Here is a 21582-nt window from a genome sequence, read left to right as displayed (position 1 = left end):
CAGGCATCGACCCGGAGTCGTCCGCGACCGGCTCGCGGTGTCCCCGCATGAGGGAGGCCACATGTCGGCGTATGCGAATGGCATGTTTTACATCGATTATATGAGTTTGTCGCCCTCTTCTGGTGATGCAGCCGGGCAGCCGCGCGCTGGCAGTGCTGGCCGCCCGCATCGGCACCCGGGTCGCGGCCACCGACATGTCCCGGCGTGCGGTGACGAGCGCCGCCTCGGCGAAGGGTGCGGTGCGGTCGGAGGACAGCGTCCCGCCCGCCGCGCCCGCGGGAGCTGCTGGATGTGCAACCGGGGCCTGCCCACCCAGTGCGAGACCACCCAGGTCACGGAGCACGGAATGGGCGCCCGACTCTGTGGCGCCGGTCGAGGCGATCGGAGCCGAAGAGTTCGACGCGGCCATGCGAACGATCTTCTACGGCGCCTTGCGCACCGCTCTTGCCGCGCTACCGCATCTCGCCGCAGTCCCGCGTCACCGGCGGATGCCAGTGCCTTCGTAGCCGGCCACGGCCTCTGCTGTGGTGCTGTAGAGGGCGAAGGCGATGTCGGCCCCGACGAGAGTCAGTAGGCGGCCGATCTGGGCAGGCGGGGCCGCCAGTGCCAGCCGGCCATCGGATTCCATGACCCGCCGCCTCAGGCGCAGCAGGGCGTTGAAGCCGGTGGAGTCGCAGAAGGTGACGCCCGAGAGATCCAGGATGAGATCGGGGTGGTCGCGGAGCAGCGACGTGACACGCACGTACGCCTCGGCGGCGCTGGTGAAGTCCAGCTCTCCGGATATCGCCGCCACCGTGAGACGTCCGCGCTGCTCCACCACGGTCACCTTGGGGTCTTCGCCCACAGCCGTCGCTCCCTTCTCACTGTCCTTGAGGAGGCGTGCTGCCGGTGTACAGCCCGCAGCACCGGCCGGAGCGTCCCTGCGCGATCTCCGAAGGCGCGGCCGTATGCCGTCGCCTACCCGGAATCTCCTGCCCCAGCCACGGCATGTGCGGCAAGACCCGGGTGAGGCCGGTTCCGCCCCGGCGCGTCCAGGACCGGGCCGGACCGCGGTGTCCGGCGTCAGGTCCCGCAGCGATGGTCGCGGCCCAGGCGCGGCCCCCTCTTTACCGCGGTGCCTCGGCGGCGGCGCAGAAGGCCTCGGCCTCCACCCGCGAGAAGCCCGTCGCCCGGCGTTGTCACCGCTCCCTGTTAGCTTCGAGCGGCTCGTGTGGTGCACGAGCCGCAAGCACGCACAGGGGAGGGGCACATGATCGGACGGGGAAGAGTGGGCAGACGCAGGGGGACGGTGCTGGGGGGCTGCGCGACGGTGCTGCTGACCTTGGCTGCCGGTACGGCGTACGGGGTGGACAACCTGCCGCCGAAGCAGCCGCTGGTCCAGGATCTGCAGTCGCAGGGCAGGGCCTGCGCGACCGGGGACGACACGCCGTACGTGCCGTCGCCGCCCAGGCTCAGTGCCAAGCTGTACGACCCGGAGGAGGACAACCAGCCCACCGAGACCAACCGGGTCCGAGGCGATTTCGAAGCCTGGTGGACGGACGCGGCAGGCGTGGAGCAGCGCCGTACTTACACCACCGTCATGTTGCCGTCGGGGACGCCTCAGAACTGGACGATGCCGGGCGACGTCCCGGCGAACACGGTCGTCTCCTGGCACGTCCGCGCGGACGACGGCCAGGCGACCTCCGCGTGGAGCGACGAGGGCGACGGCTCGGTCTGCTCGTTCGTGTACGACGACGTGAACCCCGCGGACGCGGTGATCAGCTCTCCCGAATACCCCACCCCTGACCAGGTGTTCTGGGTGGACGGGGTGGGGGTCTACGGGCACTTCACCATGGACTCGCCCTCCGACGATGTGGTGTCGTACATCTACAACTTCCTGGGCGGCCCTTACGGGACCGTCTCCGCCGAGCGGCCGGGCGCGGCAGTCACCATTCCCTACCTGCCGCTCACTGCGGGGCCCGAGTCGCTGACGGTCCGCGCGCTCGACCGGGCGGGCCGCAGCAGCGGGCAGTCGAAGTACGACTTCAACGTGCAGTCCGGCCGTGCCCCCGTCGCCCGCTGGAAGCTGGACGACCCGGCGGGCTCCCGCTCGGCCGCCGCCACGGCGGGAACCGCTGCCCGTGCCGGCACCGGGGTGACTTTCGGCGGCCCGGCGCCCGCGGGCACCGCAGCCGCCGCCACGGTCAGCCTTGACGGTGGCGGGCACGGCTTCCTCACCACGGGCGCCCCGGCCACCGACATCCGCAAGTCCTTCGCCGTCAGCGCCTGGGCGCGGCCCGCCGAAACCGGCCGGAGCATGACTGTCGCCAGCCAGGACGGCGACGGGAAGCCCGGGTTCAACCTCGGGCTGCGCAGCCAGGGGACCGGCCCCGCCTGGTCGTTCGCGATCGGCGGCGCGCGGGTGTCCGGTGGCGCGCCCGAGACCGGCGAGTGGGCCCATCTGCTGGGGTTGTACGACGCGGAGACGGGTCGCGCGCACTTGTACGTCAACGGACATGAGGTGGGCATCGCGGTGGAGGCGGCACCCGCGGAGGCGGCCGGCGCGTTCCAGATCGGACGTGCCCGCGGGGCTGCCGGCTATCGCGACCGGTGGCACGGTGACATCGGTGACGTACAGGTGCACGACCGGGTCGTCGTGCCCGGCGAGGTCGCCGAACTGGCGCTGCGCAAGCCGAAGCTCCTCGGCCATTGGTCCTTGGACGACGCGACGGGAGGCGCGAGCCCCGAGCAGTCGGGCGGTGCGCCGCTGCGGCTCGGCACGGGAGCGTCGATCTTCCGGGGATCCGACAACTCCTGCATCCCGGACTTCGACCCCGACTGCACCTACGTGCCACCGCCACTCGTCGGCGACGGAAATCTGCGCTTGGACGGCGAGACGGGGTATGCCGCCGGCGATGGGCCCGTCGTGGACACAGGGGACAGCTTCACCCTCGGTGTCGTCGTACGCCTTGCGGACTCCGAGCCGGCCCACCCGATGACCGTGCTCTCGCAGGCCGGCGAGCACACCGACGCGTTCAAGGTGCGCTATGAGCCGTCCACGTACACCTGGCAACTGGTGATGCCGGAGAGGGACGAGGCCGGAGCCCCCGAGAAGGTGGTGTCCCAGATCGAGGGTGCGGACGGCGGTCAGGGGCAGGGGCATCGTCTCGCCGTGGTCTATGACGACGGGACCGACACGATCAAGCTCTACCTCGACGGCTTCACCAACGCGGGCGCCACGGCAAGCCTGTCTGACGGCTGGCACAGCACCGGTGCGCTCCAGATCGGCCGGGCCGGAGTCGGTGACGGCTGGGGCGAGTACCTCCACGGTGATGTGGACGAGGTGCAGGCCTACTCCGGTGCGCTGAGGGACGACGACGTGCTCGGCCTGGGGCAGGACACGGAACCCTGCCTGTGCTGACGCGACGGTGCTGAGTCCGGAGTTCTGAAATCCCGACGGCCCGTCCGAACCAGAGGTTCGGACGGGCCGTCGGGCTCCTGCCGGACCGCCCGGCCGGGGCGGGGTCAGGCTGCCAGCGTGCGGACCACCGCTTCGGCGACCTGAGCCGACGATGCCGGGTTCTGGCCGGTGATCAGGTTGCGGTCGGTGACGACGTAGGGAGCGAAGACCTCGCTCTCCTGGAAGTCGACGCCGAGCTTCACCAGCCGGTCCTGGAGGAGCCACTTGGCCCGGTCGGCGAAGCCGACCGCGGTCTCCTCGGCGTTGGTGAATCCGGTCGCCCGGTATCCGGCGAACGGGGAGGTGCCGTCCTCCCCGACGGTGGCGAGCAGCGCGGCGGGACCGTGGCACACGATGGACACCGGCTTGCCCGAAGCGAGCACGCTGTTCAGCAGCCGGCCGGAAGCGGCGTGGACGGACAGGTCCTCCATGGGTCCGTGGCCGCCGGCGTAGAAGACCGCGTCGAAGGCGCTCGGGTCCGAGGGGTCGATGTCCTCCAGTCGGAGGGGGCTGCGCAGTTCGGTGATGGCGGCCAGTTCGGCGGCGATCCGGTCGGCATTCTCCTGGCCGCCGTTCACGTCGGGCGACAGGCTGCCCGCGTCCACCGTCGGTACGACGCCGCCGGGGGTGGCGAAGACGGTCTGGTGGCCGGCGGCGCGGAAGACCGCGTAGGGGGCGGTGACTTCCTCGGCCCAGTAGCCGGTCGGGTGCTCGGTGCCGTCCGCCAGCGTCCAATGGTCCGAGCCGGTCACGACGATGAGAATCCTGGACATGTCTGTGCTCCTCTGAGCTTCGGGCTTCGTAAGCGTCAAACTCTCTTTGACGCTTACGAGCTAATCATAGGTCCGGCTCCATGTAAAGGTCGTTCGTCGATTGACCATGTCGACGACCCGGGGTCGGTGCCCGCAAGCCTGTAATGTTCGTTGGCCGTATGAGCCTTACGGGCGTAGGATGGATACGACAGCACCGGAGCGAGAGCGGAGTGGACACATGGCTGGAACCGACAACGGAAGCGCCGCGCGGTCCCGGGCGCCCGCCGCGGCGGAGGCGCTGGTGACCCTGCTCAACTCACGCCCGCACGCCGAACCGCCGCTGCCGGACAGGCTGGACGACCACGAGCGGGCCGCCGAGATCCTGGGGAGCTACGGCTTCGCGGAGGCGGGGGACCTGACCGCCGAGCGGCTCGACCAGGTCCGGGCGCTGCGCGCCGACCTGATGGCCGCCGTGGACGCGGCGGGCGCCGACGAGGCGCGGCAGAGGTGGGACGCGCTGTCGGCGCACGTCTCGGGCATCGCCTTCCGGCTGGACTTCGCCGACGGGACGCCGGCGCTGTCCCAGGTGACCGGCGACCCGCTGCTCGGCGGGATCGTGGCCGCCGTCGCGGACGTCCTCAGGGACGGCACCTGGAAGCGCATCCGGGTCTGCGCGAACGACGGCTGCCGGGCGGTCTTCTACGACGCGACCCGCAGCCGTACGCAGCGGTGGCACTCCTACGAACTCTGCGGCAACCGGGCGAACGTCGCGGCCTTCCGCGCCCGTGAGAACGCTTAGGCCTCCGAGCGCTGCGCCAGGGTGCGGCTGCTGCCTCCCGGTGGCCGGCGGTTCGGGGCGGCCTGTCCGTAGATCCAGGGCCGGAAGTGTCGGCGTCAGAGCCTGCCGCGCAGCACTTGTTCCTCGTTGGGAATGGCGCCGCCGAAGCGGCGGTCGCGGGAGGCGTACTCCATGCAGGCACGCCACAGGTCGCGGCGGTCGAAGTCGGGCCACAGGACGTCCTGGAAGACCAGTTCGGCGTAGCTGCTCTGCCAGGGCAGGTAGTTGGAGGTGCGCTGCTCGCCGCTGGGCCGCAGGAAGAGGTCGACGTCCGGCATGTCCGGGTAGTACAGGTACTTCGCGAAGGTCTTCTCGTTGACCTTCGACGGGTCCAGCCGCCCCTCGGCGACATCCCGCGCCAGCGCCTTCGCGGCGTCCGCGATCTCCGCCCGCCCGCCGTAGTTCAGGCAGAAGTACAACGTCATCGCGTCGTTGTCGACGGTCTGCTCCTGGGCGACCTGGAGCTCCTGGACCACCGACTTCCACATCTTCGGCATCCGCCCGACCCAGCGGATGCGGATGCCCAGCTCGTCCATCTCGTCCCGGCGCCGGCCGATGACGTCCCGGTTGAAGTTCATCAGGAAGCGCACCTCGTCGGGCGAGCGCCGCCAGTTCTCGGTGGAGAAGGCGTAGAGCGACAGGTTCTTGACGCCGATCTCCAGGCAGCCCTTGAGCACGTCGAGGACGACGCCCTCACCCACCTTGTGGCCCTCGGTCCTCGGCAGCCCGCGCTCCTTGGCCCAGCGGCCGTTGCCGTCCATGATCACCGCGACGTGCTTGGGCACCAGCTCCGCGGGCAGCTTGGGCGGCTGCGCGCCCGAGGGGTGCGGGTCGGGCGTACGGTACGAGGTCCGGTTCCGGCCCAGAATCCCGCGGGGCGTTGCTGCCCAATTGCGCGACGGCCTTGTCGAGCTCGGCCTGACGGCGGCCCACGATCACGACGGACGCGCCTTCCGCGACGAATCGGGCGGCTGTGGCCAGCCCGATACCGGTGGAACCACCGGTGATGACTGCTACGCGGCCGTCGAGCGATCCGGACATGTCTGCCTCCTTGGAATGTCCGCGATCTGCGGATCGGATGGAACAACAAGATCAGGTGATCCAGGGACACGCCGAGTATGCGACCTCGGCGCCGGGGGAACGGCGGGCTTACCGGCGCCGGCCGGTCGCGGTCCCGGATCGGAAGAACGCACTTTGTCGAACGAAAGGAACCGTGAGGTCACCACTCGTTCCAGTGGGCGAAGGAGGCGGCGTCCGCGCGGGGGCCCTCCTTGAAATCGGTGCCCACGGTGAAGGCGACAGGGGTGAGGGCGACCTGGACCACCGTGTCGTAGGGAATTCCGAGCAGATCTGCCATCTCGCGTTCGTAGCTGAGATGGCTCGTCGTCCAGGCGGTCCCGATTCCCCGCTCGCGCGCCGCGAGCATGAAGCTCCAGAAAGCGGGGATCACCGAACCCCACGCCCCCGCCTGGCCGCGTACCGAATCGAGTTCCGCCCGGTCGCCGACCCGCAGGCAGGGGATGAGGATCAGCGGTACCTCGTGCATGTGCTGCACGAGATACCCGAGGCTGTCCGAGATCCGGCCCCATTCGGCCGAGGCGAAGTTCATGCGGGTGGGCTCGGGTCCGGTGACTCCCGGGGTCGCGGGAGCCGCCAGGCCGCGGCGCCACAATTCCGCGACGGCGGCTCGGGCGCCTGCGTCCTCGACGAAGACGAAGTCCCATCGCTGCCTGTTGCGACCGCTGGGCGCCTGGCTTGCGACGCGGACGCAGTCCTCGATGACGTCGCGGGGTACCGGACGCTCCAGGTCAAGCCGCTTGCGCACCGCGCGGGTGGTGGTGAGGACCTCGTCCGCCGAAAGGCCCAGCCGGAAGCCGGGCGAGTCTTCGGACCGCGGAGCGAATGGATCGTGCACGTGTGACTCCCGAGGCGGAAGGGTTGTCCCGGAGCGGATCTCCGCAGTATCGGATACGCGGCCCCTGCGGGCTTCCGGAAGATCGAGGTTGCTCCGGCACCGCCGCCGGAAACGCGGCGGCGACGAGGGGCACCGGGAGAAGTGAGCGTGCCGCCCTTCCCGGTTGCTCTCTTCGAGCTCACCGGCAATGGTAGGAAAGTGTGGCTTGACCAGCAAGAACGCACTTTTCCGTTACGGAGGAACCTCAAGGTGACCGAGCAGCCCAGTGGAGCGGCGGGGAGAAACGACGAGTCCCGCGCGGACACCATGGCCCGGGAGATCTTCTCCAACATCGCCAACAAGTGGGCGTTGCTGATCATCAACGGGCTCGGGGAGCGCACCCTGCGCTTCTCGGAGATCCGCGCCGTCGTCGAGGGCATCAGCCACAAGATGCTGACCCAGACCCTCCGCAGCCTCGAGCGCGACGGTCTGGTCCACCGTGTGGTGTATCCGGTCGTGCCGCCCCGGGTCGACTACAACCTCACGGAGGCCGGACTGGTCCTGCGGACCACGGTGAACGCCCTGTGCACCTGGACCCGCACGCATGTGGACGAGATCGCCGCGGCCCGAGAGCGTTTCGACGCACGGTGACCGGACTTCCCCGCGCCGCCGTACCACCGCGCCGCCCGTAGTGGAGCCGAGTCCTCACTGGGGCAGTACAGCGACACCAACGGCACCGACCAGCAGGGGCGGATCACCGCTGCCGGCTGACCGACGGAGCATCCGCTCACGGGGGAACCCCGGCCGGAGACGGCCGGGGTTCCTCATGTGGTGGTCAGTGCTGGAGGGTGAGGACACCCGGCCGCCACGGCAGCTGGTCGTAGCTGCCGCCCGCGTTGGGGTTCTTGCCCTGGTAGAGGAACTGGAGGTTGCAGGGGTCGATCGTCATGGTCTGGTCGGGGTTGTTGCGGACGAGGTCGCCGTGGCTGATGTCGTTGGTCCAGGTGGCGCCGCTGTTGGCCTTGCCTGCGAAGGGGTTGCTCTCGCTGGTGGCCTGCGGGGTCCACGAGCCGCTGAGGCTGGAGGCGGTGTAGGAGCGGAAGTAGCGCCCGTTCGCCCCTATCGCTTCGACGATCATGAGGTACTGGTTCTGGTTCTGGACCTTGTAGACCTGTACGGCCTCGAAGAGGTTGTTGGTGGAGTCGCTCATGACGGTGGTGTAGTTGGAGCCGAAGCTGCCGGGGAAGTTCCCGATGGGCATGCTGGCGCGGTAGATCTTGCCGTTGTCGCCGGCGAAGAAGAGGTACATGTTCTGGCCGTCGCCGATGAGGGTCTGGTCGATGGGGCCGGTGCCGGAGCCGGAGATGCTGCCGGTGAACAGCGCCTGGGGGGAGGACCAGCCGTTGGGGTTGGTGGGGTCGCTGGAGGTGCGGTAGATGAAGGGCCAGGCGCCCCACTGGTAGGCCAGGACCCAGATGTTCTTCGGCGCGAAGTAGAACAGGGTGGGTGCCACGGTGCCCTGGCTCATGCCGGTCTGGCCGGCCGATGCCATGTCCGACCAGTTGGTGAAGGGCGTGAACGCCATCGAGCCGTAGGACGACCCGTTGACGTTCGAGGCGTAGACCAGGTGCTTGCCGTTGTAGACCACGTTGGTGAAGTCCTTCAGCGAGACCCACCCGTTCGCCGGCTGGGCCAGCGCACCCGTCGACGACCACCGGTACGACGACGGAAGAGAGCACGTACCACCCGACGTCGGCGGGGTCGATGTCGGCGGCGTCGTCCCGGACAGGCCGGACCAGCTCTGGTTACTGGCGCCGTTGCACGTCCATATCTCCACTGCCGTGGTGTTGGCCGTGGCGGCGCCGGTGACGTCCAGGCACAGCCCTGACTCCACGCCGACGATCGTGCCGTTGGAGTTCACCCGCCACTGCTGGTTCGCACCGCCGCTGCAGCTCCAGATCTGCACCCGGGTGCCGGCCGCGGTGGCGTGGCCCGGGACGTCCAGGCACTTGTTGCCGTAGACGGTCAGCTGGTTGCCGGACGTCAGCGTCCACTGCTGGTTCGTCCCGCCCGAGCAGTCGTAGATCTGCAGATACGTGCCGTCGGTCTGGCTGGCGTTCGGCACGTCCAGGCAGCGGCCGGAACCAGCGCCGCGCAAGGCGCCGCTGGTCGCCGCCTGGGCCGGGTTGGCGACGAGCATCGCCGCCACCACGCCCACGGTTGCGAGCATCGAGGCGAGCGCCACGAGCAGACGCCTGTGGCGGAATTTTTCTCTGTGCATGGGGGACCTCCTGATCCCTGGGTGATCGGTTCCGGACGACCCCGTCACGGAGCGCCCGGGTTGTCGGTGTTGGTGCGTTCGCTAACGGCCCGCGGGCACACCGAAGCCGATACGGAGGGAGGTGACACCCGGTCACACCCTCGGGTGGGTCGGCACGTCGGCCGTCGCAGGGGACAGACGGAGCAACCGCCTCCGGTACGGCTACGGGGCCGGAGACGGTTTCACGATCTGTTAGCGCTCACATAAATCCGCGGATACCAGTCCGCAGGGGGAGGCCGCCCTCGCGGCCGGCAGACGTGGGCTGCGCCCTGTGCGGCGCGGCGGATCGGGGGCGCGACAGTTCACTGGCGCCATAACGACCTCATTTCTTGGTGCTCCGGCCGGGAGCGCCGAACAGGGCGCGCCGGCCTGGATGCGGTGGGGGGACCAACAACGAGGTTCTGGCCGCCACGGCGTGAGGTGCTGTGTGTCACGATGTGGCGAGCAGGCGAAACGGTGGCAAGTGTGGACCCGCTGGGCACGAGGGGTCAACGCCCGCGGTGCGAAAATTTCGGCGCCCTCTCGCGCCGACGACGGCGGCTCTCGTCGGGAACGGCGGCTGACGCCCTGTCTGCAGGTCGCCCGGCACAAGGGTTCCACGGCTTGTCGGGTCACGTCGCAGCGACGGTTCTGCGTCGTCCGGGCGGGCGTGTCCGACGATGTGGATGGGTCGGGACCGGGAATCCGAAACATTCGCGGCGGAAGTGAAATTCCCGGACCCCGGACAGCCCGCGGTTCGCGCAGGACACCATCTTCCGCCCCAAGTCGCCCCGGAACGGGCGAGGTTACTCGTTCCGGTCCGTCAACTGCGCCAGGAGTACCTCCGCCGCTGCGACTGCGCCGACCGCGTCGCAGGCATCGGCTGCCCGGCCCAGAAGACCGCCTGTCCAGGCGCGGCGTGACCGGATGCGCTCGCGACTGTGGGTGGGCTGTGCGATCTCTTGACGGGCGTCAGCGGGCGTCCTAGGGTGCCGCGAAAAGATCGTACGGCGTCCGAGGGGTCGGCTCGCTCGTGCCGCAGGGCGATGTGGGACGCCACGGCAGTGGCTGCATTGGTTCGAAGTGCGAGAGGGAAACCATGGTGTTAGCGCTCACCACCGGCTCGGTCGCTCCGCCCGGGTGGATGGCCGCGGGGGGCTTGCGGGCGTGGATGACGAGGGGTTGGCACCGCCATCGCAACGGGCTATGTTAGCGCTCACGTCGCAGCCCTTCCAGGTGGGGGCGCACATCCCTGGGCGTGATGTCGTGACCCTGGACCTCGGTGTCCGCGAAGCCCGTCCTTCTGTTCGGCCCGTCAGATCCCGACCGGAGCGGTGCAGTCGGACCATGAGAACCCGAGACGACCTCGACGCGGCGGCCCGCGCCGGCCCACCGCCCCTGCCGGCGCCCGGACTTCCCCGGACGCCGGCCGGGAACCCCCGCACGCCGGCGATGACCACGACACCCTCCCTTGGAACGTCGGCCTCCTCACCCGATCCCCCACTACCCGCTGACCACCCCCTGCCCGCGCTCCGGCAGTGCCGCTGCGCGGACCGCAAGGGGTGTCAGCAACCTGCACCGACCCACCTGCCGAATTCCTCGAAGGAGAAGACATGATCGACAGACGCAGCTTCCTCACCGCGGGCGCGGCCGTATCGGCCGCCGGCGTCCTCGCGGCGTGCGCGAAGAAGAACCCCGCCAAGTCCGCCGGCTCGGACAGCACCGGGAGCAAGCAGATCACCCTGGGCTTCTCCCAGGTGGGGTCGGAGAGCGGCTGGCGCGCGGCCAACACCCAGTCGGTCAAGGAGGCGGCGAAGGCCGCCGGCATCAACCTCAAGTTCTCCGACGCCCAGCAGAAGCAGGAGAACCAGATCTCGGCGATCCGCAGCTACATCGCCCAGAAGGTGGACGTCATCTCGTTCTCCCCGGTCGTCGTCACCGGCTGGGACACCGTGCTGAAGGAGGCGAAGGCCGCCGGCATCCCGGTGATCCTCACCGACCGCTCGGTCGAGACCTCCGACCCCTCGCTCTACGTCACCCTGGTGGGCTCGGACTTCGAGATCGAGGGCGAGCGCGCGGCACACATGCTGGAGAAGGTCCTCGCCGGCCACAAGGGGCCGGTCAAGATCGCGCAGCTGGAAGGCACCACGGGCGCGGCCCCCGCGATCGAGCGGGCCAAGGGCTTCGCCAAGATCATGCACGCGAGCCACCCGGAATGGACGATCATCGCCAGCCAGACCGGCGACTTCACCAGGGCCGGCGGCAAGCAGGTGATGGCGGCCTTCCTGCAGGCGCACTCGGACATCGATGTGCTGTTCTCCCACAACGACGACATGGCCATCGGCGCCATCCAGTCCATCCAGGCGGCCGGCAAGACCCCCGGAACGGACATCAAGATCGTGTCCGTCGACGGCGTGCACGACGGGTTCGTGGCGATGTCCAAGGGACAGATCAACGCGATCGTCGAGTGCAACCCCCTGCTCGGCCCGCAGCTGATGGACGCGACCAAGACGGTGCACGCGGGCAAGGGATCGACGCTTCCTCGCTGGATCAAGACCAAGGAGAGCGACTACACGGCGGATCAGGCCGCGGCGGCGCTGCCCAGCCGCAAGTACTGACACCCGTCCACGAGGGCCCCCGGGGTGTGGGGGACCCCCGTCCACGTCGCGACCATTCCACCTAGGAGCGCTGCCATGGCAGAGCCTCGGCCCGTCCTGGAAATGACGGGCATCGTCAAAGAGTTCTCCGGCACACGGGCTCTGTCGGACGTCGACTTCCGACTGTTCCCTGGCGAGATCCACGCCCTTCTCGGCGAGAACGGGGCCGGGAAGTCCACTCTCATCAAGGTCCTGACGGGAGTCCACGCGCTCGACGGCGGAACGGTCGTCCTGGAGGGGCGGCCGGTCCGCATCACCAGTCCGCTGCAAGCCCGGCAGGCCGGTATCAGCACGGTCTACCAGGAGGTCAACCTCTGCCCGAACCTCTCGGTGGCCGAGAACATCCTGATCGGCCGCGAACCGGTCGGGGCGGGCCGGATCCGGTGGAAGGAACTGCGCAGGCAGGCCTCGCAGCTGGTGGCCCGGTTCGGCCTCGATGTCGATGTCTCCGCGCCGCTCGGTTCGTACCCGCTGGCCGTACAGCAGCTGGTGGCCATCATCCGCGCCGTCGGCTCCGGGGACCCCGCGGACGCGGACGCGGGCGGCGCCGCGGTCGGCACACGGGTGCTGATCCTGGACGAGCCGACCTCCAGCCTCGACCGCGACGAGGTCGAGGAGCTGTTCGTCCTGATGCGGCGGCTGAGGGAGGACGGGGTGGCGATCCTGTTCGTCTCCCACTTCCTGGACCAGATCTACGAGGTCTGCGACCGGATGACCGTGCTGCGCAACGGGGCCCTGGTCGGCGAGCACATGGTCGCCGACCTCGACCAGGTGAACCTGGTCAAGCTGATGATCGGCAAGGACCTGGACGAGCTGGAGGAACTCAGCGAGCACCACGGGGAGCCGGACACCAGCGAGCCGTTCCTCAGGGCGGAGGGCCTCTCCCGGCTCGGCAGCGTCTCCCCGTTCGACCTGGAGGTCCGCGCCGGGGAGGTCCTCGGGCTCTGCGGGCTCCTCGGCTCGGGCCGTACGGAACTGGCCCGCCTGCTGTTCGGCGCCGACACCTCCGACGGCGGCAAGGTGTACATCGGCGGGGAACAGGCCGCGCTGCGGGAGCCGAACGACGCGATCGGCAGGGGAGTCGCGTTCCTCTCGGAGAACCGCAGGACCGAGGGCCTGGTTCCGGACCTGACGGTGCGGGAGAACATCATCCTCGCCCTTCAGGCCGCACGCGGCTGGATCCGCCCCGTACCCGCGTCGCAGCGGGACGAGCTGGTCGCCAAGTACATCGCGGCACTGGACATCCGTCCGGCCGACCCGGAGGCGAAGACCGGTTCGCTCAGCGGCGGCAACCAGCAGAAGGTCCTCCTCGCCCGATGGCTGCTCACCCAGCCGAAGCTGCTCATCCTCGACGAGCCCACCCGGGGCATCGACGTGGGGGCCAAGGCGGAGATCCAGAAGCTTGTCGTGTCGCTGTCCGAGGAGGGTATGGCCGTGGTCTACATATCGGCCGAGCTGGAGGAGGTGCTCCGGCTCAGCCACACCGTGGGCGTGCTCCGCGACCGCCGGCTCGTGGCGCGGATGGCCAACGGGCCCGACATCACTGCCGGGCGGGTCCTGGAGATCATTGCGAGCGGAGAGCATCAGTGAGCCTCACATCCCTGTGGCGCGCGGCGACACAGCACCGGCTGTTCTGGCCGGTGGCTGCCCTGGTCGCGCTGCTCGTGATCAACGTCCCCTTCACCCCGGGGTTCTTCGAGATCCATCTGAAGAACGGTCACCTGTACGGCAGCCTGGTCTCCATCGTGCTGTTCGGGTCGCCGCTCATCCTGGTGGCGATCGGTATGACCCTGGTGATCGCCACCGGAGGCATCGACCTCTCGGTCGGGGCGGTGGTGGCGATCTCCGGTGCGCTGGCCTGCCTCGTCGTCAGCAAGCAGGCGGACCAGGACAGCGTGGCCGGAGTGCTGCTGGCCTTCGCGCTGGCACTTGCCGTATCACTGGTGTGCGGCGCGTGGAACGGCCTGCTGGTCGCCCGGCTCGGCATCCAGCCGATCATCGCCACGCTGATCCTGATGGTCGCGGGCCGCGGGATCGCCCAGCTGATCACCAGCGGCCAGATCATCACCGTCAACAGCGACGCGTACTCGCTCATCGGCGGGGGCTACTGGCTGGGACTGCCGTTCTCGCTCTTCGTGGTGGCCCTGGTGGTCGTGCTGAGCGTGGCGCTCACCCGCCGTACCGCCCTGGGGCTGCTGGTCGAGGCTGTCGGCGGCAATGCGGAGGCCAGCCGCCTGGTGGGCATCAGGTCGCGACGCATCAAGATCATGGCGTACGTGTTCTGCGGGCTCTGCGCCGGCATCGCCGGCCTGATGATCAGCTCCAACGTGTCGGCGGCGGACGGGAACACCGCGGGGCTGTGGATCGAGCTCGACGCGATCCTGGCCGTCGTGATCGGCGGGACCTCCCTCACCGGGGGCAGGTTCCACCTCGGTGGCACGATCATCGGAGCGCTCATCATCCAGACCCTGACCACCACGATCTACACCATCGGTGTGCCGACCCAGACCAACCTGGTGTTCAAGGCGGTCGTCGTCATCGTCGTCTGCCTGATGCAGTCCTCCGCCTTCCGGGCCAAGGTGTTCGGCGCTCGCGCCAGGCGTCGCGGCCCTGTTCAGAAAAGCCAGGGCGCGGCCGCCGACGCGGCGCCGCAGATGGAGGTGTCGCCGTGAGCGTGATCGACGGTTTCCGGGCGCGCGGGGACAGACTCCGGCTGCTGCACGACCGGCGGCTGCCCGTCCTGGTGACGGCCGGGCTGTTCGTGGTCATGTTCGGCTTCGGCGCCGTCCGCTACCAGTCCTACGGATTCCTGGACGCCCAGGTCTTCATGAACCTCTTCATCGACAACGGCTACCTGCTCGTGGCCGCCGTCGGTGCGACCTTCGTCATCCTCACCGGTGGAATCGACCTCTCGGTGGGCTCGGTCATCGGGTTCACGACGATGCTGACCGCCTGGCTGGTGGAGAAGCAGGGCCTGCCTCTCCTCCTCGTGGCGCCCATCGCGCTGGGGGTCGGTGCCTTCGGCGGCTACCTGATGGGCTATGTGATCCACCATTTCGAGATCCAGCCCTTCATCGTGACTCTGGCGGGGCTGTTCTTCTTCCGCGGGCTGTGCCTGGTCATCAGCAAGGAGTCGATATCCATCACCGACCCCACGGTGGACAGGCTCGCCCAGACGCATGTTCCGCTGCCCGGCGGATCGTTCCTCTCGATTGCCGCCGTCATCTCGCTGGCGGTTCTGGCCCTCGCCTTCTACGTGCTGCACTACACGCGGTTCGGCAGGCGCGTGTACGCCATCGGCGGGAACGAGCAGTCGGCGCTGCTGATGGGCCTGCCGGTGGCAGGTACGAAGATCGCCGTCTACACCGTCAGCGGCTTCTGCTCCGCACTGTCGGGGCTGCTGTTCACCCTGTACATCCAGTCGGGTGACCCTCTGCACGCGGTAGGCCTGGAACTCGACGCGATCGCCGCGGTCGTGGTCGGCGGCACGCTTCTCACCGGCGGATCGGGCTACGTCGTCGGGACGCTGTTCGGCGTGCTGGTGCTGGGCCTGATCAAGACGCTCATCCAGTTCGAGGGCACCCTCAGCTCCTGGTGGACGAAGATCGCCACCGGGGTGCTGCTCTTCGCCTTCATCCTGATCCAGCGCACCATGACGGCACGAAGCCGGACGTGAATCCCGGCTCTCCCCCTCGACCGCCGACGGGGTGGTCGGACTGGGAAGCAGTGCGGCCCGGGTGGGAACCCGGGCCGCACTCGTATGCCGCGAACTGCCGCCGCGGTACGGCGGTCGTCAGCCGACGGCGATGGCGAAGATGTGCAGCGCCACCTGGTTGGCGGCGGCGTTCGGGCCGATGTTCGGCAGGGTCAGGTAGGCGATGGTCTTGCCTGCCTGCAGCGGAGCGGTGGCGCTGTATACGCTCACCTTCTGCTGGACCTTGCCGCCGCCGTTGTTGAAGTAGTCGGTCGTGGCGAGGACGTCGTTGCCTGTGGAGGGGCTGTTGGCCCACCAGTCGGGGAAGGACAGGGTGAAGTTCTGGGTGGTCCCGTCGGTGTACGTGATCATTCCGGTGCCCGAGGCGTTGCCGTAGTCGGCGGTGCCGAGGAAGCCGATCGTGCTGCCCCCTCCGGTGAACGGGACGGTCTGCCCGCCGGCCACGATGTTGTCGGGCCTGCCCGTGCCGGTGGCGGGCCAGACGAAGGTCAGGCCGTCGTGGCTGACAGTGCCGCCGGAGGTGATCCCCTGGGCGGCGAGGGCTTGCTGTGACAGGCTCTGCCCGCCGCCGTCGATGTTGCCGCCGCCGGGGTCGGCGTCGTCACTGATGCCGACGTTGGTGATGACGTCGTCGACCGAGGAATAGGGGACCAGCAACTGCCCGGCGGCGTCGTCGCTGGCCTTGGCCCCCTGGTAGGTGGCGGAGGCGGCCAGGGCGTAGCTGCCCGGCTCGGTGTCCGCCGGGGGAGTGACGGTCCAGGTGGTGGTGACCGACGCACCGGCCGGGACCTTGGCGAAGGTGGCCGGGGACGTGGGTGCGGCGGTCCAGCCGTCGGGTGCGGCCAGGGTGACCGAGGCGTTGGGCAGCGCGGTGGGGCCGGTGTTGGTGTAGGTGGTGGTCGCGGTGACGGGGGTTCCCGGGGTGACGATGCGCGCCGAGGAGACGGCCAGGGTGTGGTGGACGCGGATCACCGCGGAGCCGGTCACCCCGCGTACGGTCGCGCTGATGGTCGCCACACCGTTGCCGACCGTGGTGACCACGCCTCGGCGGCTCACGGTGGCGACGGAAGGGTCGCTGCTGGTGTACCGGACCGCGTTCTCGGACAGGTCCAGGAACGATCCGTCGTCGTTGACCGCCTGCACGACGTGGTCGGCCGTGACGCTCATGTCGCGGCCGGGCTGGGCGGCGGGGTCGGTGTCGTCCTTGATCCACCGGTTGCGGCCGGTGAGGTCGATGGTGTCGCCGGCGTCGTAGACCACGGACTCGGGCTGCACCGTCACGTACTGGACGTGCGGGGTGAGGCTGCCGTGGACGGTCACCTGGGCCGACCCGGCGGGGGTCGCCGAGTCGGGTCCGACCTCGAAGCGGTAGCGGCCGTCGTAGACGACCTGCTTGGCCGACCGGCCGTCGTGGAAGGCGAGGTCGGGAATGCGGACGCGCAGGGTGATGTGCTGCGTGGCGCCGGGCCGCAGGACCCTGGTCTTCTGGAAGCCGGCCAGGCGCTTGTCCGGCAGTTCCCTGCCCTTGACAGTGAAGTCGCCGGCCGCGTAGAGCTGCGCCACCGTGGTCCCGGGCACGGAGCCGGTGTTGGTGACGTCGAAACTGATCCCGACCGTACCGTCGGCGCCGACCGAGTGGCGGTCGGCCCGGATGTGGGAGTAGGCGAAGGCGCTGTAGCTCAGGCCGTAGCCGAACGGATAGGTCGGGGTTCCGGTGAAGTACTGGTAGGTGCGGCCCAGACCGCCGGTGCCGCTCGGGGAGAGGTCGTAGTCGGAGATGTCCGGCAGTTGGGAGTCGTCCCTGTACCAGGTGAAGTTGAGGTGCCCGCCGGGATTCTGCCTGCCGAACAGGACGTCGGCCAGGGCGTCGCCCTGGCTCTCGCCGTTGTAGCCCGCGAAGACGATGGCGGCGACCTCGGCGCGGTAGGCCTCGATGGCCACCGGCCCGTCGGACTGGATGTCCAGGACGGTCCTGGGGTTCCCGAGGGCCGCGACCTGGTCGATGAGGCTGCCGTAGTTGCCGGGCAGGGCCAGGCCGCTCCGGTCCTTGCCCTCGCCGGCGGTGGCCTCGTCGGTGCCGACCGCGATGACGACGAGGCCGGCGCTCCGGATGTCGGCCCGGGTCCGGTCGCTGAGCACGGCGTCGCCGGTCGCGGTGGTGGAGGTGCCGGCGGCGTCGTAGACGACCTGCGCGTCCGGGTCGGCGGCCGTGACCTGGGCCGTGATGCCCTGTACCGCGTCCACCTTCTTGGTGGGGTCGCCCGAGTAGCCGCCGAGGGTGACCTTGCCCGCCTGGTCGCCGACGATCACGACCTTGCCCAGCGCGGCCGGGTCTTCCGGCAGCAGGGGCTTGTGCGCGCCGCCGGCCTTGTTGTTCTGCAGCAGGACGAGGGCGTTGTCAGCGACGGTCCGTGCCAGGTCCTGGTGCGCCGGCGACTCGATCGCGGCCTTGGTGATCCTCGTGTACGGCTGCTTGTCCACCGGGTCGAACTCTCCGGTCCGCATCCGGACCGTGAACAGGTGCAGCAGTGCGTTGTCGATGACTCCCTCGCTCAGGATCCCTGCCCTGATCGCCTGTTCGAGGTTGAGCGACGTCGCCTCCGCGCCGGTGCAGTTGACGTCGGTCCCGGCCCGCAGCGCATAGGCCTGGCCGCCGGCGGCACCGGAGACCTGCTGCCCGGTGGCGGTGTCGGTCCAGGTGGCACTTCCGCCCTTGCGGTCGGTGGTCCAGCCCGGCGGAGCCCAGTCGTGGCCGGCGGGGAAGCTCTGGTAGGTGGTGCCCACCGCGCCGCAGTCGGAGGTGATGTACCCGCCGAAGCCGAAGGTGCGCTGTGCGATCTGGTTGGTGGTGTAGGTGTCGGCGACCGACGGCGTGCCGTTGATCGCGTTGTAGGAGGTCATCAGCCCGGCGACGTGCGCCTTCTCGATGAGGCTCTTGAACTGGGCGGTGTAGTAGTCGTACAGGTCGTCGTCCGAGACGTTCGAACTGATGCCGGTGCGATCCTGCTCCACGTCGTTGAGGGCGTAGTGCTTCGCCGTGGCGGCGACCTTGAGGTACTTGCTCTGCGCTGTGCCGTCCGGATTCTGGCCCTGATAGCCGTTGACGAACGCGCCGGCCATCTGCCCCGCGAAGTACGGGTCCTCGCCGAACGCCTCGTCGGTGCGGCCCCATCGCGGGTCGCGGTCGAGATTCACCGTCGGCGCCCAGTAGGTGAGCATGCCGTAGTCGTCCTTCGACGGCCCGAGGTTGTTCTGCCCGGTGCCCCACAGCGACTTGTCGAGCAGGCCGCGGGCCTCGTCCGAGACGGCGGTGGTCTCCCGGTAGATCAGGTCCTTGTCCCAGCTCATGGACGCGGCGAAATTCGTGGGGAAGCTGGTGGCGTGGACACCGCCGGTCACCGGCCCGGGATCGGTGTCGGCGAACAGCGTGTTGATGCCGTGCTGGCCCTCGCTCCAGTACGTGTACTGCTGCACGCCCAGGCGTGGAACGGCCGGTGCGCTGTTGGTGCGCAACTGCTGGACCTTCTCGTCGAGCGACATGCGGGAGACCAGGTCCGCGGCCCGTTCCTGGAACGAGTAGCCGGTGTCCAGGTAGATCGGCACCGAGGGGCCGGCCGCCACGGGGGCCCCGGCGTGCGCCGGGGTGGGGGCGCAGAGCAGGCCGAGCGTGCACAGGGCCGCCGTGACCGCGCGCGTCGCAGTCGATCGAAGTAATCGCATGGCGTCTGCTCGGGCGTCGGGGTCGTGCGCGGGGCGGCGGGCACGGACGGTCCGGCGCCACGGGCCGGACATGAGGCGCCACGGGCCGGACATGAGAGGAACGGGTCTGACGTTCACGCGGGTCTCCTGGCAGGTGGGGGGCAGCCATGGGCGGGTACGGCACCCGAGTATGTGAGCGCTAACATACCATCGGTGCCACACCCGTTTTCGGGACGGCGTCTGTCGTCGGAACGACGGCAGCGTGCTGCACGGGGCTGGAGGTGTCAAGCCCCTCCGTCCGTTCGACCCGATCCGACGGCGCCTCGGTACGAGTTCCGCGGTGATGGTGATCGGTTGCGTCGCGGGTTCGCAGAGGGCCGGGTGCAGCACTCTTGAGTTCCGTCGCTCGTCTATGTCAATCTCATCCCGTCCACCGCTGCGGGAGCGCGGCAGTGGGTATGCAGCCCCTCTCTTGGCAGTCTTCCCACGCCGAGAGTTGTTAGCGCTCACAGTGACGCTCTGTTTGCCGGTCACGGCGTCGACGACGCCGGCGGCAGCTGCGGCGTCCGCGGCACCCCTGAGCCGGATGCCGCTGGGTGACCCGATCGCCTGGGACGTCGGAAGCGGCACGGGCGACGGCGGTGCCGACCAGGTCCGGCAGGCGGCGAACGGGTCCTACCGCAACGGGGAACCCCACCCCACAACCGAAGGAGAGCCGATGCACAGCTCCGCATCTTCCCTATCCGCCGGCGTACGGCGAGCAAGACCGCTGCTCATCCTCCTGCTCGCCCTGGCGATGGCCGCGGCCGTCTTCGGCGGCCGGGCCGCCGCGAGCGGCCCGAGCGCCCAGACGGCGTCCGCCGCGGCCCGTCCGGCGGCCGCAGCGGCCTCGTCCCTGCCCTGTGACATCTACGCTGTCGGCGGCACACCCTGCATCGCGGCACACTCCACGACCCGGGCGCTGTTCGCGGCGTACAACGGACCGCTTTACCAGGTCCAGCGCGCCTCCGACCACACGTATCACGACGTGGGCCTGCTGTCCGCGGGCGGATACGCCGACGCCTCGGTCCAGACGACCTTCTGTGCCGGCACGTCGTGCATCATCAGCAAGATCTACGACCAGAGCAGCAAGCACAACGACCTGCCCATCTCCTGGGGCGGCTACTGGAAGGGGCCGGGCGCGAACGGGGCGGACGTGGGCGCGAACGCTGCGGCACTGCCGATCACCGCGGGCGGCCACCAGGTCTTCGGGGTCAAGGTCAACCAGGGCGTGGGGTATCGGATCGACCACGCCAACGGCGCCCCCACCGGCGCCCAGCCCGAGGGCATCTACATGGTGACCTCGTCGAACTTCACCAACCAGTGGTGCTGCTTCGACTACGGCAGCGGTGAGAACACCCACACCGACACCGGCAACGCCACCATGAACTCCATCTACTGGGGCAACGCCTGCTGGTTCGGCGGCTGCACCGGCACCGGCCCCTGGGTCGAGGCCGACCTGGAGAACGGCATGTTCCACACCGGGACCGGATCCAACCACGACGCGAACAACCAGGGCGTCCACTACCCGTTCGTCAGCGCCTGGGAGAAGAACAACGGCACCAGCAACTTCACCCTCAAATACGGCAACGCCGCCACGGGAAGTCTCACCACGACCTATTCGGGCGGGCTGCCGAACGGCTACTCGCCGATGAAGACCGACAGCTCCCTGCTGCTGGGGACCGGCGGCGACAACAGCGTGTCCGGCCAGGGCGAGTTCTTCGAGGGCGCGATGACCGCCGGCTTCCCGACGGACGCCACGGAGAACGCGGTGCAGGCCAGCATCACCGCCGCCGGCTACGGCGGCGGCTCCACCGGGGGCACCGGCGGCGTGGTGCGCGGCACCGCCTCCGGCAGGTGCCTGGACGTGCCAAACCTCAGCCAGACCAACGGCACGCAGACCGCGCTGTGGGACTGCAACGGCGGTTCGAACCAGCAGTGGAACCTCACCGCCGCCAAGGAACTGCAGGTCTACGGCACCAAGTGCCTGGACGACTCGGGCAGCGGTACGGCCAACGGCACCAAGGCGATCATCTGGGACTGCAACGGCCAGAACAACCAGAAGTGGAACATCAATTCGGACGGCAGCATCACCAACGTCCAGACCGGCCTGTGCCTGGACGCAAGCGCCAGCGGGACCGCGAACGGCACGCTGGTGCAGCTGTGGACGTGCACCGGGGCAACCAACCAGAAGTGGGCACGCAGCTGACGTGACGAAAGCGTGAACCGCCCCCGGCCGCGATGGCCGGG

General features: G+C 69.3%; 14 protein-coding genes and 1 pseudogene. 8 read left to right on the top strand and 7 right to left on the bottom strand.

The window, feature by feature from the left end:
• Window positions 1-478: 478 nt before the first annotated feature.
• Entirely contained in the window at window positions 479-844 is a 366-nt protein-coding gene (locus tag OG900_05205; protein WUH89602.1) for an STAS domain-containing protein, read from the bottom strand.
• A gap of 444 nt (window positions 845-1288) precedes the next feature.
• Between OG900_05205 and OG900_05200 the strand changes: the two genes are divergently transcribed.
• Complete coding sequence (locus tag OG900_05200) at window positions 1289-3400, top strand: LamG domain-containing protein (GenBank protein ID WUH95625.1); 2112 nt, start codon at window positions 1289-1291, stop codon at window positions 3398-3400.
• Window positions 3401-3504: 104 nt separating this feature from the next.
• On the opposite strand, the gene OG900_05195 is transcribed toward OG900_05200, so the two are convergent.
• Window positions 3505-4212, bottom strand: a complete 708-nt coding sequence (locus tag OG900_05195; protein ID WUH89601.1) for a type 1 glutamine amidotransferase domain-containing protein — start codon at window positions 4210-4212, stop codon at window positions 3505-3507.
• Between the two features lie 217 nt (window positions 4213-4429).
• Here OG900_05195 and OG900_05190 point away from each other — a divergent pair, with 217 nt between their 5' ends.
• Complete coding sequence (locus OG900_05190) at window positions 4430-4990, top strand: CGNR zinc finger domain-containing protein (GenBank protein WUH89600.1); 561 nt, start codon at window positions 4430-4432, stop codon at window positions 4988-4990.
• Window positions 4991-5085: 95 nt separating this feature from the next.
• Here the strand turns inward: OG900_05190 and OG900_05185 are convergent, their stop codons facing one another.
• From OG900_05185 to OG900_05175, 3 genes and pseudogenes are all read right to left on the bottom strand, one after another.
• A complete protein-coding gene (locus tag OG900_05185; protein WUH95624.1) occupies window positions 5086-5898 on the bottom strand; it encodes an isoprenyl transferase in 813 nt (270 codons plus the stop codon).
• 13 nt (window positions 5899-5911) lie between these two features.
• Window positions 5912-6070: pseudogene (locus OG900_05180) on the bottom strand (SDR family NAD(P)-dependent oxidoreductase).
• Between the two features lie 178 nt (window positions 6071-6248).
• Entirely contained in the window at window positions 6249-6944 is a 696-nt protein-coding gene (locus OG900_05175; GenBank protein WUH89599.1) for a nitroreductase family protein, read from the bottom strand.
• Between the two features lie 306 nt (window positions 6945-7250).
• On the opposite strand from OG900_05175, the gene OG900_05170 reads away from it, so the two are divergent.
• On the top strand, window positions 7251-7574 hold the full coding sequence (locus OG900_05170; protein WUH95623.1) for a helix-turn-helix transcriptional regulator: 324 nt from the start codon (window positions 7251-7253) through the stop codon (window positions 7572-7574).
• Window positions 7575-7758: 184 nt separating this feature from the next.
• On the opposite strand, the gene OG900_05165 is transcribed toward OG900_05170, so the two are convergent.
• Entirely contained in the window at window positions 7759-9204 is a 1446-nt protein-coding gene (locus tag OG900_05165; GenBank protein ID WUH89598.1) for a non-reducing end alpha-L-arabinofuranosidase family hydrolase, read from the bottom strand.
• Window positions 9205-10835: 1631 nt separating this feature from the next.
• Here OG900_05165 and OG900_05160 point away from each other — a divergent pair.
• From OG900_05160 to yjfF, 4 genes are all read left to right on the top strand, one after another.
• Entirely contained in the window at window positions 10836-11840 is a 1005-nt protein-coding gene (locus OG900_05160) for an ABC transporter substrate-binding protein (GenBank protein WUH89597.1), read from the top strand.
• 75 nt (window positions 11841-11915) lie between these two features.
• Window positions 11916-13469: a sugar ABC transporter ATP-binding protein gene (locus tag OG900_05155; GenBank protein WUH89596.1), complete on the top strand. Its 1554-nt coding sequence runs from the start codon at window positions 11916-11918 to the stop codon at window positions 13467-13469.
• Complete coding sequence (locus tag OG900_05150; GenBank protein ID WUH89595.1) at window positions 13466-14551, top strand: ABC transporter permease; 1086 nt, start codon at window positions 13466-13468, stop codon at window positions 14549-14551. The genes OG900_05155 and OG900_05150 overlap by 4 nt, the downstream gene beginning before the upstream one ends.
• Complete coding sequence (gene yjfF / locus OG900_05145) at window positions 14548-15555, top strand: sugar ABC transporter permease YjfF (GenBank protein ID WUH89594.1); 1008 nt, start codon at window positions 14548-14550, stop codon at window positions 15553-15555. The genes OG900_05150 and yjfF overlap by 4 nt, the downstream gene beginning before the upstream one ends.
• Window positions 15556-15672: 117 nt before the next feature.
• Here the strand turns inward: yjfF and OG900_05140 are convergent, their stop codons facing one another.
• Window positions 15673-19431, bottom strand: coding sequence for a glycoside hydrolase family 3 C-terminal domain-containing protein (locus OG900_05140; protein WUH89593.1), 3759 nt, complete (start codon window positions 19429-19431; stop codon window positions 15673-15675).
• 580 nt (window positions 19432-20011) lie between these two features.
• Here OG900_05140 and OG900_05135 point away from each other — a divergent pair.
• On the top strand, window positions 20012-21541 hold the full coding sequence (locus OG900_05135; GenBank protein ID WUH89592.1) for a ricin-type beta-trefoil lectin domain protein: 1530 nt from the start codon (window positions 20012-20014) through the stop codon (window positions 21539-21541).
• The last annotated feature ends 41 nt before the right edge of the window (window positions 21542-21582 follow it).

The organism is Streptomyces sp. NBC_00433 (genome assembly GCA_036015235.1).
Lineage (GTDB): Bacteria > Actinomycetota > Actinomycetes > Streptomycetales > Streptomycetaceae > Actinacidiphila.
Note: the sequence above shows the minus strand (reverse complement) of the source record. Positions and strands in the feature narration are given on the sequence as shown.